Raw genomic sequence first — 15,068 nt, forward strand, 5'->3', positions numbered from 1 at the left:
CGGAAACCATCCGGCGCGCGTCTGCGCATCGGGAAGAGTCTTTTTCAGCCCACGGACTTGGGCTGGCTGGATTCCGGCTCGAGGCCGGAATGACGGAAGAGATGGGTGGTTCCTTCTTAAACAACCCGTTCCGGCAGCAGCGCCTCAAGCCCGGTAATGTCATCAAAGCAATAATGCGCATCCGCACCGAGGCTTTCGCGTGAACCGGTTCCCGTCAGAACGGCGATGCGCAGGCCCGCGCCCGCATTTTTCGCCATATGCAGATCGTGGTTATTGTCGCCGACGACAGCCACACGTTCCGGCGGAAATCCGATCGCCTCGCAGAAACCGAGAACCATGCCGGGCTGCGGCTTGGTGCCGTAACCGCTGTCATAACCCGCGACGAAATCGACATCGCTCTCGAAACCGAAGCGGATGGCCGTCTGGCGGATGGAATTTTCATTGTCGCTGGAGGCGATGCCGAGCTTGTAGCCGCGCGCCTTCAGCCGTGCGAAAAACGCCTTGAGATCGGTGACGGGCACGGATTTATCAGCGGCCTCGGTGAACAGCCGGTCGAGGCGCTGCGTCAGTTCGACAACATCGCAGGGCGAGCCGGCGGCAACCAGACCGGCGGCGATTTCCGCCGTATTGCCGGCGGCGAGCAGGCTGTCGGGCACCACGTGGCCGGTGATCGGGTCCATGCCGCAAGCGGCCAGCAGGCGGTCGGCGAGGACAGGATCGCCCTTGGCAGCGATCGCCGCAAGTTCGCGGTTCACCGGTCCCCAGCTGGCGTCATAACCTAAAAGGGTTCCGTCCTTGTCGAAAAGCACAGCAGCGATCGACGGCGTCGCATCAACTTCGATATCCGCTACCATGAACCGATGGCACTCCGCGGTTGCAGCTTGGCCGAAACGGTAAGCGGGTTGATATAGGGTTCCAGCGCCTTGACGGTGGAGGACAGCGCGCCGCGCATATCCTGAATGACCCGGTTGCCGGCATCGATCATCTTGTAACGCTCATTGTCGTTGACCAGCAGATAATGCACCGCCTTGGCCAGCATCTCCACATCACGGATGATACGACCGCCGCCGGCGCGGATGAGCTTCTGATAGGCCTCACGGAAATTCTGCACATGCGCGCCGGACAATACGGCGCAGCCGAGCATGGCCGGCTCCAGCGGGTTCTGCCCGCCTTCAGCCGTCAGCGACCGACCGACAAAGGCAAGCTCGGTCAGCCGCAGGTAAAGCCCCATTTCGCCGATGGAATCGCCAAGGAAAATATCGGTTTCCGGCGTGATCACGTCGTTGCGGCTACGGCGCGCCACCGTCAGTCCCATGCCCTTCAGCATGGCTTCCACATCATCTCCACGCTCGGGATGGCGCGGCACGATGATGGTCAACTGGCCGTTGCGCGACTTGATCGCCGCATGCACGGTGGCGGCGGCCTTCTCTTCGCCGTCGAAGGTGGAGATCGCCGCCCAGGTCTTGCGATTGCCGACCTGCTTGCGATAGGTCTCCAGAAGCGCCTCGTCACAGGGCGGCGGGTCGGTATCGCCCTTGAGGTTGCCTGAAATCACCACCGGCCAGGAGCCGAGATCGCGGAAGCGTTCGGCATCGAGATCGGATTGCGCAACCACCAGCGCCAGCTTGGAAAACAGCGATTCCGCAATATCGTGACGGTTTTTCCAGCGGTCGAAGGAACGGTCGGACAGACGGGCATTGACCCGGATCTGCGGAATGTGCCGGCGCTCCAGCTCCATCATCGTTACCGGCCAGATTTCCGATTCAGCTGTTATGGCGGCATCCGGCGCCCAATAGGTGAGGAAGCGGTTGACCGCGATCTTGATATCGAGCGGCACATATTGGTGGATCACATCATCGCCCAGCCGCGTACGGGTCAGTTCGGCCGAGGTGACGGTGCCGGTGGTCAGGAGCACGAAAATATCGCGTTTGCGGATTTCGCGGATCAGCGGGATGAGGGCAAGCGTTTCGCCCACGCTTGCGGCATGGAACCAGACGAGCGGCCCACGCGGGCGCTCGGCGCTGGCATAACCGAAACGTTCGAAGCGGCGGCGCTTGTCTTCCTTGCCCTTCGCAGCCCGATAGGAAAGATAGGGTCGGGCAAAGGGATAGGCGGCAATACCGGCGATCCGGTAACCCGAAAGAGCGAAACGTGCGATACGGCTGCTCATGACATTCTGCCCTTGATCATTCCGCGCAAAGCCTGCCCCTGTTCTTGTTGTTGTCGCCGCCTACTTCTTCTTAAATTGCGTCATTTTTTATCATCGGAAACGAAAGCGCGATCACATTTTCTCGTGCCGGAGCTACCGGCCTGCGTTGAACGGCAGGAATCACGGAAAAGCTCGCCTTCACCCAATAGTATTACAACGCAAGGGCAAAAGGACTCAATTTTTGTCGTCGGGATTGAGAAGACGGTGCATATGCACGATAAAATAACGCATATGGGCATTATCGACCGTCATCTGCGCCTTGGACTTCCATGCCGTGAGGGCAGAAGCATAGTCCGGATAGATGCCGACGATATCGAGCGCATTCAAATCCCGGAACTGAACATCCTGAAGGTTTTCAAGTTCGCCGCCGAAGACGAGGTGCAGCAGCTGTTTCGGTTTGCCGGATTCCGTCATGTCTTTATCTCTTTCTTAAACGCTGAGAGAGGCCTTCATCTGCGGGATTTCCGGGCAAACGTCAACCGTCGGAAACGTGTGAAAACGCTTTCAAAAGTGCGGGCAGCGCATAATCTGCTGCGGCGCACAATGCGGGGTGGTTCACCTCCCGGCGATTATACATCAGAGGTTTTCCATCGAGGCCGACAAGCTGCCCGCCTGCCCTTTCCAGAATGAGGTCGGCAGCGGCCAGATCCCACTCGTGAGAATTGGCCTTGACCAGCGTACCGTCGATACGGCCATCCGCCACCATGGCCAGCCGGTAGGCGAGCGAAGGCACATGCGGAATGCGCTTGACGCCGGCGCGCACCTCCTCCGGCAGATAAGCGATCACGTCTTCGGGCGCCGCCAGATGGAAGATGCCGGCATTTCCGCGCGCGGTGGAAATGGCCTGGCCGTTCTTCAGCGCCTCGCCGCCTTCAATCGCCGTGAATTCCTCGGCAAGCGCCGGGGCAACAAGGACCGCGACGACCGGCCGCCCCTCATGCACCACCGCAACACTGACACACCAGGTATCCCGGCCGCCAATGAAGGCGCGTGTCCCGTCGATCGGATCAACGACGAAAACGGTGGAGCGGGAAAGCCTGTCGGCATCGTCATCCGTCTCTTCCGAAAGCCAGCCATAATCCGGCCGGGCGGAACGCAGGATGGTTTCGAGAATTTCGTTGGCGGCGTAGTCGGCCGCGCTGACCGGCGAAAGCCCGCCATTCTTCCACCAGACCTCGGGGTCCTTACGGAAAAAACCGAGAGCCGTCTCGCCCGCCTTGCGCGCGGCTTCAAGCACCAGCCGCAAATCGGAGGCCCAGCGGGCCTCAGCCATATCGTTCATTTTGCCGTCTTTTCCGCGCGCCTCAAACGGCGCGCCTGTTTTTCTCTTCGCACTTGCACATAAAGTGCCGGCGAAAACAACCCGCAGGCTGGGTTACTTGCCTGCGATCGTCATGCCTTCTATCGCCAGCGTCGATGCGGCGACGCCATATTTGCGGTCGATATCATTGGCCGGCGTGACCCGCATGAACATGTCCTTCAGGTTCGAGGCGATCGTCACCTCGGAAACCGCAAAGGTCTTTTCGCCGTTCTCGATCCAGAAACCGCTCGCGCCGCAGCTATATTCACCCGTTATCATGTTAGCGCCGTGGCCAATCAGTTCGGTGACGTAAAAGCCTGACCCGACCTGTTTCAGCAAATCTTCCGGCGAAATATCGCCCGGTTCCAGCGCCAGATTGGTGGAGGCCGGCGAGACGGAGGTGCCACCGCGCACGCCGCGGCCATTGGTTTCAAGGCCAAGTTCCCGCGCCGCCGAGGTGGACAGGAACCAGTGCTTCAGCACGCCGTCCTCGATCATCGTCATCTTCTCGCCCCTTACTCCTTCACCATCGAAGGGACGCGAGGATGGGCCGCGAACGATCTGCGGATCGTCGGTCAGATAAAGACCCTTTTTCAGAACCTGCTGGCCCATCTTGTCGCGCAGGAAGCTGGTCTTGCGGGCAACCGAGGCGCCGTTGATCGCACCGGCGATGGCGCCGACGAAACCGCGGGCGATGCGGGGATCGAACACCACCGTGATGTTGCTGCCGGTATCGACCTGACGCGGGCCGACGCGCCGCACGACTTTTTCACCGGCACGACGGCCGATTTCTTCGGCTGCATCCAGATCGGCATAATAAAGGCGGCTGTCGAAATCGTAGTCGCGCTCCATCTTCGTGCCTTCGCCGGCGATGACGCTGACGGAGCGGCTGAAACGGCTGCCCATATAGCTGCCGGAAAAACCGTGCGATGTGGCAAGCACGAGGCCGCCCATGCCGCTTGATGCGCCGGCGCCGGAGGAATTGCTGACACCCTTGACGGCAAGTGCTGCCTCTTCCGAAGCAAGAGCCGCCTCGCGCAGCTGATCGGACGACACCTCGGTGGCGTCAAAAAGTTCGAGATCGTCATAGGAAGTCGCCAGCCGTTCCTTGTCCGCAAGGCAGGCAAAGGGGTCTTCCGGCGAGACCTTGGCCATCGCCACCGCCCGCTCGGCCAGCGTCTTCAGATCAAAGCCCGGATTGGCCGAAACGCTCGCCACCCGGCGGCCGACAAAGACGCGCAGGGAAAAATCGTCGCTTTCGGATGATTCGGTGCTTTCCACCTTGCCAAGCCGCACACCGACCGATTGCGAGCGGGAGCGCACGACAACGGCATCCGCCTCATCCGCGCCGGCGGCGCGGGCAAGATCGACAAGTTCGCTGGCGCGATCGAGAAGTTTGGAAGAATCTATTTCTGAGGACATGAGTTGGCCTTTCATTCCTGTTCCATTTATTGTGCCAGCAACCCCGCATCAAGGGCGAAACGCCGCTTTCTCCATCGGCAAGGCTCTGTCGCCACCATATTCGAAAGTCCGCCCGCATGACTGAGCACGACGCTCTCTTTTCCGAACCCTTGCTGCTTCTGGCCGGAGCGGTCATCGCGGCCTCCATTTTCCGCAAGCTCGGGCTTGGCACCGTGCTCGGTTATCTGGTGGCCGGCATCATCATCGGACCGTTCCTGCATCTCGTCACGGATGCGAAGGACATCTTCAATGTCTCGGAACTGGGCGTGGTTTTCCTGCTATTCATCATCGGTCTGGAACTGAAGCCATCGCGTATCTGGCAGATGCGCCGCGATATTTTAGGCCTCGGGCTGGCGCAGGTGCTGGTGACGGGCAGCGTGCTTGCGGCGATTGCCTGGTGGGCGGGGCTGATCGATGCGCGCGGCAGCCTTGTCGCCGGTTTCGGCCTTGCGCTTTCCTCCACCGCCTTTGCGCTGCAAATCCTCGAAGACGACGGCGACATGAACACGCGGCACGGCAACCGCTCGTTTTCGATCCTGCTGTTTCAGGATCTCGCCATCGTGCCGCTTCTCGCCCTCGTCACCATTCTTTCCAACCGGCCGGATGTCGCGTCGGACTCGATGGTTTACGATCTCGTCGCCTCGGTCGTTGCGGTGGCCGGCATGGTGCTGGCGGGGCGCTTCCTGCTGACACCGATGTTCCAGATCATCGCCCGCACGGGTGCGCGCGAAGTGATGATCGCGGCGGCGCTCTTCGTTGTCATCGGCGCTGCCGCCATCATGGAAGCTGTCGGGCTTTCCATGGGCATGGGGGCGCTGCTGGCGGGACTGATGCTGTCGGAATCCTCCTACCGGCATGAGCTGGAAGCCGATATCGAGCCATTTCGCGGGCTGTTGCTGGCGCTGTTCTTCATGGCTGTCGGCATGTCGCTGCATGTCAACATCGTCTATGAGCATATTGTCCTCATCCTGATCGCCGTGCCGGCAATGATGGCGGTCAAGGCGGCGGTGATCTACAGCCTTTGCCGCATTGCCGGCTCTTCGCGTTATGCATCGAGCCGTATCGCACTGCTTTTGGCGCAGGGCGGCGAATTCGGTTTCGTGCTCTTCACCACGGCCGCGGCTTCCGGACTGTTTCCACAGGCGACCGCCTCGATCCTCGTCGCCGTCGTCACGCTTTCCATGGCGCTGACGCCGCTTCTGGCGGTGATATCGCGCCGGTTGACGGCGGAGGACGCCGCCGAAGACACGCTGGACGAAGATTTCGACGGGGCTGGCGCGGATGTGCTGATGATCGGCTTTTCACGCTTCGGCCAGATCGCCTCGCAGATCCTTCTCGCCGGCGGGCGCGACGTCACGGTCATCGACAGTTCCGCCGATCGCGTGCGTCAGGCCGCACGTTTCGGTTTCCGCATCTTTTTCGGCGACGGCACCCGCAAGGATGTGCTGATCGCCGCCGGCATCGAACGGGCCGATCTGGTGGCGGTCTGCACCCACAAGAAGGAAGTGACCGACCGCATCATCGACATGATCCAGTCGGAATTTCCAAGCGTGCGCATCTATGCCCGCTCTTATGATCGCGTGCACTCCCTCGATCTCAGGAAAAAGGGCGTGGAATATGAACTGCGCGAGACGCTGGAATCCGGCCTGCTATTCGGCCGGCGCATTCTGGAGGGGCTGGATATGGACGGCGAGCGGGCGCTGGCGATCTCCGACGATATTCGCGAACGTGACGAGGAGCGGCTGCAGCTTCAAGCCGTGGAAGGCCTCGCTGCCGGCCGGCAGATGCTGCACAACAAGCCGGTGCGTGAGGTGAAACCGGAGCCGCTGATGAAGCCGAAGAACAAGGCGGAGAAACGCGAGGAGGAAGAAGAGGATTTGGAGGACAGCGAGACGGAGGTGTCGCTGTGATTTCCGCTTCAAGCCAGTGACGGGGAGCGCGCCGCTTGTTTCTTCTCCCCGCCGGGGAGAAGAAACAAGCGGCAGCGGGATGAGGGGGCAAGGGTCGAGATATTCGACGAGCTGCCCCCTCATCCGACCCTTCGGGCCACCTTCTCCCCGGCGGGGAGAAGAAACACGTGGCACCCGCTCGCTCCCGAAAACTCAGGGGTAACGCTCAGGCCTCCACGCCCTGCCCGCGATGAAACAGCTCCACCTGCATTTCAATCTGCCGTTTCAGATCGTCCTTGATGCTGGCGGAGGCGTTCAGCACCTCCTCGGACTTCAGGAAATCCAGCACACCGAAGCGGTGCACCGGCGGACGCAGGAAGATGTGGGGTGGGCGTAATCTGAGTTTCAGGGCAATCGCTGCCTGCATCATCAGCTGGCTGGCGCCGAATAGGCTGTCCAGACGGTTCGGCATGGTGGTGCCGTCTCCTTCGGGGCCGCCAACCACATCGACGCCGATGACGATATCGGCCTTATCCAGCAGATGTTCATAGGGGACAGGATTGAAGATGCCGCCATCGATCATGATGCGGCCATCGATACGCACCGGCATGAACAACGCCGGAATAGCGGCGGAAGCCGCCAGCGCCTGAATGATCTCGCCGGTTTCCACCACCACTTCGGTCTGGGCGTAATAATCTGTCGTTATCACCTTCAGCGGGATGGCAAGCTCCGAAAAGTCCTTCGGCAGGGCCTGCGGCATCAAGGCGTGCAGAATGAGTTCGAGATTGAACTGCCCGAGGCGAAAACCATCGACCGCATGGCGCATCGATGCCGGGCCGAGGCTCCAGAGACGGTTTGCCACCGAGCCTTTGCGCCCCATGAGTTCGAGGGTGTATTCGCGGATTTCCCGGCCGCTCATGCCGGCCGCCATGCCCGCGCCGATGATGGAGCCGATGGAGGAGCCGGAGAGTGCTACCGGCCGGATGCCGAGTTCGTCGAAGGCCTCGACGACGTTGATGTGGCAGATGCCACGCGCGCCACCACCGCCAAGCGCCAGTCCGAATGTCGGCTCATGGCCACCCGCGCCGTCGCCTTCGAGGACATCTTCCCCGGCACGCACGATCGTGACACTCTCGTTTACACCCTGCTCCATGCGAATACCCAAATTCTTTTCGCAGAAAAAATCCTGCCTATTGCGCAAACAAGACAAGACCGTGGCGTGACGGGAAGGCCTTCCCGTCAGGGTTCGTAGCGGTAGAAATGCATTTTCGTGTCACCGAAGATACGGCTTTCGAGCAGTTTGAACGCCGCATCGACGGTTACTGCAACATCGCCGCGCTCTTCCAGAATGGCGAGCGCGCCGGGTGTCAGCCAGCCACCGGCGTGGGCTGCGGCAAAAGCCTTTTCGCCATGGCCCTGCCCATAGGGCGGATCGGCGAAGAGAAGATCGAAGGGCTCGATATTGTTGACGCCGCCCAGCTTGGTGGCGTCACGCCGCAGGATGCGGGCACGGCCGTGCAGCCCCAGCGCATCGATATTCTCCCAGAGCAGCCCCCTGCCCTCGACGCCATTTTCGACGAAGAGCGCCACACGACAGCCGCGCGACAGGGCTTCCAGCCCAACCGCCCCGGTTCCGGCGAAAACATCCAGAACGCGCGTACCGTCAAGACTTTCCGGATAGGCATGGCTCAGAATGTTGAAGAGGCTTTCCCGCGTCCTGTCGATGGTCGGACGAATGGAATTTGTTTTCGGCGCGGCCAGATTCCGGCCGCGGAACTCACCGCCTACGATCCGCATTACGTGTCATTCCCCTGCCACCAGAAGGTTTGCCACCCGGGCCTTTGCCACCCGGCTTGCCGCCGCCGGGGCCATTACCACCGGGGCCTTTACCTTTACCCGAAAAACCCGAACGTTCGCCACGCTCGCCCGATTTGCCGAAGGACGGCTTGCCCGATGCGGGCCTGCCGCCCGGCTTTCCGCCACGCGGCTTGTCGCCGAAAGGTCGCTCGCCGCGTGGACGATCGCTGCCGGAACGATCCCCCTCTTCGCGCGGCTTGTCACGGAACGGACGTTCGCTGAATGGCTTTTCACCACGCGCCGTACGATCACCAAAACTCTTCTCGCCACGCGGACGGTCGCTGCGTGGGCGATCACCATCTTCGCGAGGCCGGTCGCGGAACGGACGGTCACCGAAGGGCTTGTCGCCGCGCGCGGGACGATCACCGAAGCTCTTTGCGCCGCTGCGCGCCGGGCGCTCGCCACGCGGGCGGTCGCCATCTTCGCGGGGGCGATCCCGGAAAGGCCGGTCGCCGGATGGTTTACCACCAAAGGGTTTGCCGCCGCGTCCACCGCGATCGCCAAAGCTCTTTTCACCGCGTGCCGGGCGTTCGCCGCGGCCGTGGCCACGATCATCCTCACGGGTGGGTTCGGAGCGGATCCATTCACCTTCGTCGTCGGCATGGCGCACGACGCTGCGACGCGCCTCTTCCTGGGCGGACGGCTTCTTGAACAGGTTTTCGGCTTCGGCACGGGCGGACGACTTGCGCTCCTTGCCGTCACGCGTTGGCCTTGCGCCGGGCGCCATCCAGACATTGGCCGTCCGGTTCGTGCCCGCCGGCTGGCGGGGGCTGCGGCGCTCTTCGCCATCATCCTCGTTGCGGCCCTTGCCACCGAATTTCCCGGCAGGCTTTGCGCCGAACTTGCCCGCAGGCTTGTCGCCACGTTTGGTGTCCAGACGTCCGAGCGCCTTTTCGCGGCGGTCTTCCGGCTTTCCGGCTGCCTTGTCGAAACGCGGCCTGCCTTCCGGCGCATCGCTCTTTGCCCATTCGGACTTGGCGCGTTTGGCCGGAGCTTCGTCCTCGTCATCAGCGGATGTATTGTAGATCGGCGCGTCGAAATTGGCACCGGCCTCTTCGATCAGGCGCGGGCCGAGCTGATCGCGCAGCATGCGTCCGCGCACTTCCAGCACCTTGCCCTCGGGCAGATCACCAAGCTGGAACGGACCATAGGAGATACGGATCAGGCGGTTGACCTCGAGACCAAGCGCGCCGAGCACGTTCTTGATTTCGCGGTTCTTGCCTTCGCGCAGACCCATGGTGATCCAGACATTGTGGCCCTGGGTACGGTCGAGCGTCGCGTCGATCGCGCCATAAAGCACACCGTCGACGGCGATGCCGTCCTTCAGCTTGTCGAGTGCGGCCTGATCGACCTCACCATGGGCGCGCACGCGGTAACGGCGCAGCCAGCCGGTGGTCGGCAATTCCAGCACCCGGGAAAGGCCGCCGTCATTGGTCAGCAGCAGCAGGCCTTCGGTGTTGATATCGAGACGGCCGATGGAGAGCACGCGCGGCAATTCACCCGGCAGATTGTCGAAAACGGTCGGGCGACCTTCTGGGTCGGAGTTGGTCGTCACCAGGCCGGCGGGCTTGTGGTAAAGCCACAGGCGCGTGCGCTCGGCACCGCGAATCGGCATGCCGTCCACTTCGATCTTGTCCGAAAGCGTGGCGTTGACCACCGGGCTATCCAGCTTGACGCCGTTCAGCGACACGCGGCCTTCCATGATCATGCGCTCAACATCGCGGCGCGAAGCAACGCCAGCGCGCGCCATGATCTTGGAAATACGCTCGGGCTTGGTGCCGAGGACGGCTTCCTGCGCCGGCGCAGCCTTGGCTTCCGCCGGTTTCTTTTCGCGCTCTGCAGCGGGTTTGCCGGGGCCTTTCGGCTTGTTGTCGCGGCTAAATGTCTTGCCGCCGTCACGCTTCGGCTTGTCTTTAAAAGTCATTTGCTGTTTGCCTGTTGTTTGGGCTGTCCTATCAGGTCCAAGCACAAGGGTTAAGAGGAAATTGAAACGCAATGGCCGAAAGGACGCATTTCATGGAACTGGCGCTTTCGGAAGCCCGTGCCGCGGCTGAGCGGCAGGAGGTTCCGATCGGTGCCGTACTGGTTCTGGACGGCCGGGTCATTGCCAGTTCCGGCAATCGCACCCGTGAATTGAACGATGTGACGGCGCACGCCGAAATCGCCGTGATCCGCATGGCATGCGAGGCGCTGGGACAGGAACGCCTGCCCGGTGCCGATCTTTACGTAACGCTGGAGCCCTGCACCATGTGCGCGGCGGCGATCTCATTTGCTCGCATTCGCCGTCTCTATTACGGCGCGCAGGACCCGAAGGGCGGCGCGGTGGAGAGTGGCGTGCGCTTCTTCAGCCAGCCGACATGCCACCATGCGCCGGATGTTTATTCGGGACTGGCGGAAAGCGAAAGTGCTGACATTCTGCGGCAGTTCTTTCGCGACAAACGTCTCGAGGAGTAAGCGGCGAGCGGGAAAGACAAAACTCCCCGCCAGCCATCAGCCGTTTTTTTACTGGCCAGTTTTTACTGGAAAGGGTTCCACCAGCTCTTGCCGGTGTTTGCCACGGCCGCTTCTTTCTTGCGGCGCTTTTCCTTCTTCTGTTCCGGCTCGCCAAGATCGGTCAGCTGATCCTGCGGAACACTGCGATATTCAGCCGGCGGATCGGTGAGGAACCGGCGCTGGGCGTTGACGACAGAGCCACCCTGAGCGTCGGCCTTGGCCTTGCGGAAGGCTTCCCACTTCTGGCTTTCGGTCATCTGACCGGCCGTGCCGTTGCCGGCAAGCAGTGGCGAGCGGTAATGCGGGTTGTTCTTGTTGGCATCCGCTTCGTCGCGCAGGCGTTCGCGGGTTTCTTCCGGCGATTCGACCCATTGCGGATTGGATTCGCGGTTGGCCATGTTCTGCTGCGGCGAGGCCAGCTGTTCGGCACGGGACTGGGCCGGAACAACGAGGCCGGGGCGCGGGCTGTATTTAAGGTTGCGCTTTTCCTGGTCGTTGCCGGTGATCGAGGTCGCGTTGCCGAGATCGTCGACAAGCTGTTCCGCCGCCGTCTTACCTGTACCGTAGGTCGGGCTGGTGCAGGCGCCGAGCAACACGCCTATAGCGGTGATGCCAACAACCGTGCGAAACATGCCCAAACCCTGCGCATTACCCTGCATCATATTCATTGAACCCTTCCAGCCGTCCGTCCCACTTTGCCAGACATCGTCTTTCGGCAGGCAGCAGCCCGCATTGCCGTGCAAATCCGGCCATTTTCAGGCAGGTGTACCGGATGAAGAGGCAAAGCGCAATTCATCCGGTTATTTTCCTCGCGCATCGGCCCGAAACCGAAATCGGTTTCGAAAAGAACGATGCGCAGCTTGAAATCATGCCAGGGCGGCAAGCTCGCGCAGCGCCGCGGCATCGCGGGCCGATACGTCAGGATATTGCGGATCAGAACCGACATCGGTGGTGATGCGCCAGGAGCGGGCGCATTTTGCACCTTCCGCCAGCTTCTGTTCGACAACGACCTTCGCCACTTCCGGCAGACGGAAGCCATCGGCCGGGCCTTCATCGCCCACCACCGAGATGGCCGAGGTGATGCAGATTTCGGCGAAATCCTGCCCCTTCAGCGCCGCCAGAAGATCGGCATCGGCGATGTGCACGACGGGAGCAGCCTCGAGCGAAGAGCCGATGCGCTTTTCACGGCGCTCGACTTCCAGGGCGCCGGTCACGACCGTGCGAACCTTGCGGATCTTGTCCCACTTGGCTTCAAGAGCTTCGTTCTTCCATTCCGCCGGGATTGCCGGGAACTGGACGAGATGCACCGATTCCGCATCCGGATAACGCGACAGCCACGCTTCTTCCGTCGTGAAGGGCAGCATGGGCGCCAGCCAGGACACGAGGCAGTCGAACAGCTTGGCGATGACGGACAGCGAGGCCCGGCGCTTCAGCGACGACGGCGCGTCGCAATAAAGCGTGTCCTTGCGGATGTCGAAATAGAAGGCCGAAAGCTCGACATTCGAGAAATCGACCAATGCGCGGGCGATCTTCTTGAATTCGAAACCGTCATAACCTTCGCGCACGACCTTATCCAGATCGGACAGGCGGTGCAGCACCAGCTTTTCCAACTCCGGCAGATCGTCATAGGCGACCTCCTCGCCCTCATAATGGGCGAGCGTGCCGAGCATCCAGCGGATGGTGTTGCGCAGCTTGCGATAGGCATCGACATTTGTCTGGATGATGGCCTTGCCGAGGCGCTGGTCATCCCAGTAGTCCGTTGTCATGACCCACAGGCGCAGGATATCGGCGCCGGCGTCCTTCATGACTTCCTGCGGCGAGACCACGTTGCCCTTGGACTTCGACATCTTCTCGCCCTTCTCATCCATGGTGAAACCATGGGTGACAACGGCGTTGTAAGGCGCACGGCCGCGTGTCGCGCAGCTTTCCAGCAGCGACGAATGGAACCAGCCGCGATGCTGGTCGGAGCCTTCGAGATAGACGTCCGCCGGCCACTTCATGTCCGGGCGGTCTTCCAGCGTGAAGGTGTGGGTGCAGCCGCTATCGAACCACACGTCGAGGATATCCATGACCTGCAGCCACTTGTCGTGGTCGTGGTCATTACCGAGGAACCGTTGCTTGGCGCCTTCAGCGAACCAGGCGTCAGCGCCCTCGGCCTCGAAGGCCTCGAGGATGCGGGCATTGACGGCTTCATCGACCAGAACTTCACCCTTTTCGTCGGCGAAAACGGCGATCGGCACGCCCCAGCTGCGCTGGCGCGACAGAACCCAATCGGGACGACCTTCGATCATGGCGCGCAGGCGGTTCTGACCGGAGGCCGGAACGAAGCGGGTCTGGTCGATGGCGTCAAGCGAACGCGAACGCAGCGTCGTGCCGTCGCCCAGTTCCTTGTCCATATAGACGAACCATTGCGGCGTGTTGCGGAAGATGACCGGCTTCTTGGAGCGCCAGCTATGCGGATAGCTGTGCTTCAGACGGCCACGGGCAAACAGGTTATTGGCAGCGATCAGCGCCTTGATGACGCGGTCGTTGGCATCGCCCTTCTTGCCGTTATCATCCATGACGCGGGCAGCGCCGCCCTCGGCGGACGGGCCGAAACCGGGAGCGTCTTCGGTGTAGAAACCGTCATCGCCAACCGGGAACGGGATGGCCGACGAAACGCCACGCGCTTCCAGCTCGCGGTGATGCGCGGTCCAGACATCAAAGTCCTCACGGCCATGGCTCGGCGCGGTGTGAACGAAACCCGTACCGGCATCATCGGTGACGTGATCGCCATCGAGAAGCGGAACCGGGAAATCGTAGCCGAGCGACGCCAGAGGATGGGCACAGGTGATGGCGGCCAGTTCTTCGGTTTTCACATCGCGAACAAGCTTGAAGGTCAGCTTCGCCTTGGCCGCTGCCTCATCGGCAAGCTTCTTGGCGAAGATCAGCTTTTCACCCGGCTGCGGGCCAAAATCGTTCTGCGCGCTTTCGACTTCGAACAGGCCGTATTCGACCCGCGAAGAAAACGCGATGGCGCGGTTGCCGGGGATGGTCCACGGCGTCGTTGTCCAGATGACGACGGATACGTCGGAAAGACCGGGAACCGCATCCTTGACCGGGAATTTCACCCAGATCATGTCGCTCTCGACATCCGCATATTCGACTTCGGCTTCCGCCAGCGCCGTGCGTTCGACCACCGACCACATGATCGGCTTCGAGCCACGATAGAGCTGGCCGGTGCGGGCGATTTTCAGCAACTCGCCGGCGATGCGCGCTTCGGCGTGGAAGTTCATCGTCGTGTAGGGGTTTTCGAAGTCGCCCTCGATGCCGAGACGCTTGAACTCTTCCGACTGAACCTTGATCCAGCCGGCGGCGAAGTCACGGCACTCCTTGCGGAATTCGTTGACCGGAACCTCGTCCTTGTTCTTGCCCTTGGCGCGATAGGCTTCCTCGATCTTCCATTCGATCGGCAGGCCGTGGCAATCCCAGCCTGGCACGTAATTGGCGTCGTAACCGCGCATCTGGAACGAGCGGGTGATGACGTCTTTCAGGATCTTGTTCAGCGCGTGGCCGATGTGGATGTTGCCGTTGGCATAGGGCGGGCCGTCATGCAGCACGAATTTTTCGCGGCCGGCGGCGGAGGCGCGCAGGCGCTTGTAAAGGCCCATCTCCTGCCAGCGCTTCACCGTTTCCGGTTCTTTTTGCGGCAGGCCGGCGCGCATCGGAAAATCCGTCTGCGGCAGATAGAGGGTGGCGGAATAGTCGAGTTTTTCTGCGGTGTCGCTCATAATCGTACCGTTGTTGCGCGCCGTGTCGGTCGCGCCGTCTCAATTCAAAACAGGGCAAATACGGAAAGCGCCATGACAAATGTCATGAC

The 15,068-nt window shown here is 61.5% G+C and carries 12 protein-coding genes; 2 read left to right on the plus strand and 10 right to left on the minus strand.

Annotation, left to right across the window (positions count from 1 at the left end; all coding sequences use genetic code 11):
- Positions 1-116: 116 nt before the first annotated feature.
- From M0412_RS09380 to M0412_RS09400, 5 genes are all read right to left on the minus strand, one after another.
- A complete protein-coding gene (locus M0412_RS09380; RefSeq protein WP_269698588.1) occupies positions 117-854 on the minus strand; it encodes an HAD family hydrolase in 738 nt (245 codons plus the stop codon).
- The gene (waaA, locus tag M0412_RS09385; RefSeq protein WP_110757256.1) at positions 848-2,170 is read right to left on the minus strand and encodes a lipid IV(A) 3-deoxy-D-manno-octulosonic acid transferase; all 1,323 of its coding nucleotides are present in this window, start codon (positions 2,168-2,170) and stop codon (positions 848-850) included. The genes M0412_RS09380 and waaA overlap by 7 nt, the downstream gene beginning before the upstream one ends.
- A 213-nt stretch (positions 2,171-2,383) precedes the next feature.
- Positions 2,384-2,623: a DUF4170 domain-containing protein gene (locus tag M0412_RS09390; RefSeq protein ID WP_046800695.1), complete on the minus strand. Its 240-nt coding sequence runs from the start codon at positions 2,621-2,623 to the stop codon at positions 2,384-2,386.
- A gap of 61 nt (positions 2,624-2,684) precedes the next feature.
- Positions 2,685-3,491 carry a 3'(2'),5'-bisphosphate nucleotidase CysQ gene (locus M0412_RS09395; RefSeq protein ID WP_269698589.1) on the minus strand — a complete coding sequence of 269 codons (807 nt, stop codon included), beginning with the start codon at positions 3,489-3,491 and terminating at the stop codon, positions 2,685-2,687.
- Positions 3,492-3,584: 93 nt separating this feature from the next.
- Positions 3,585-4,931, minus strand: coding sequence for a TldD/PmbA family protein (locus M0412_RS09400; protein ID WP_269698590.1), 1,347 nt, complete (start codon positions 4,929-4,931; stop codon positions 3,585-3,587).
- Between the two features lie 116 nt (positions 4,932-5,047).
- Here M0412_RS09400 and M0412_RS09405 point away from each other — a divergent pair, with 116 nt between their 5' ends.
- Positions 5,048-6,880 carry a monovalent cation:proton antiporter-2 (CPA2) family protein gene (locus M0412_RS09405; protein ID WP_142839175.1) on the plus strand — a complete coding sequence of 611 codons (1,833 nt, stop codon included), beginning with the start codon at positions 5,048-5,050 and terminating at the stop codon, positions 6,878-6,880.
- Positions 6,881-7,085: 205 nt separating this feature from the next.
- Here M0412_RS09405 and M0412_RS09410 read toward each other — a convergent pair whose 3' ends face one another.
- The 3 genes from M0412_RS09410 to M0412_RS09420 all read right to left on the minus strand — a co-directional run bounded on the left by M0412_RS09410 (position 7,086) and on the right by M0412_RS09420 (position 10,640).
- Complete coding sequence (locus M0412_RS09410; protein WP_269698591.1) at positions 7,086-8,012, minus strand: patatin-like phospholipase family protein; 927 nt, start codon at positions 8,010-8,012, stop codon at positions 7,086-7,088.
- Between the two features lie 86 nt (positions 8,013-8,098).
- Entirely contained in the window at positions 8,099-8,656 is a 558-nt protein-coding gene (gene rsmD, locus M0412_RS09415; RefSeq protein ID WP_269698592.1) for a 16S rRNA (guanine(966)-N(2))-methyltransferase RsmD, read from the minus strand.
- A complete protein-coding gene (locus M0412_RS09420) occupies positions 8,637-10,640 on the minus strand; it encodes a pseudouridine synthase (RefSeq protein ID WP_142839172.1) in 2,004 nt (667 codons plus the stop codon). The genes rsmD and M0412_RS09420 overlap by 20 nt, the downstream gene beginning before the upstream one ends.
- Before the next feature lie 71 nt (positions 10,641-10,711).
- Here M0412_RS09420 and M0412_RS09425 point away from each other — a divergent pair, with 71 nt between their 5' ends.
- The gene (locus M0412_RS09425) at positions 10,712-11,170 is read left to right on the plus strand and encodes a nucleoside deaminase (protein WP_142839171.1); all 459 of its coding nucleotides are present in this window, start codon (positions 10,712-10,714) and stop codon (positions 11,168-11,170) included.
- A 62-nt stretch (positions 11,171-11,232) separates the two neighbouring features.
- Here M0412_RS09425 and M0412_RS09430 read toward each other — a convergent pair whose 3' ends face one another.
- Both M0412_RS09430 and ileS read right to left on the minus strand, forming a co-directional pair.
- Positions 11,233-11,877, minus strand: coding sequence for a hypothetical protein (locus tag M0412_RS09430; RefSeq protein WP_161991135.1), 645 nt, complete (start codon positions 11,875-11,877; stop codon positions 11,233-11,235).
- Positions 11,878-12,075: 198 nt separating this feature from the next.
- On the minus strand, positions 12,076-14,979 hold the full coding sequence (ileS, locus tag M0412_RS09435) for an isoleucine--tRNA ligase (protein WP_269698593.1): 2,904 nt from the start codon (positions 14,977-14,979) through the stop codon (positions 12,076-12,078).
- Between the last annotated feature and the right edge of the window lie 89 nt (positions 14,980-15,068).

This window comes from Agrobacterium sp. O3.4, assembly GCF_041414895.1.
In the GTDB taxonomy this organism is placed as follows: Bacteria; Pseudomonadota; Alphaproteobacteria; order Rhizobiales; family Rhizobiaceae; genus Agrobacterium; species Agrobacterium cucumeris.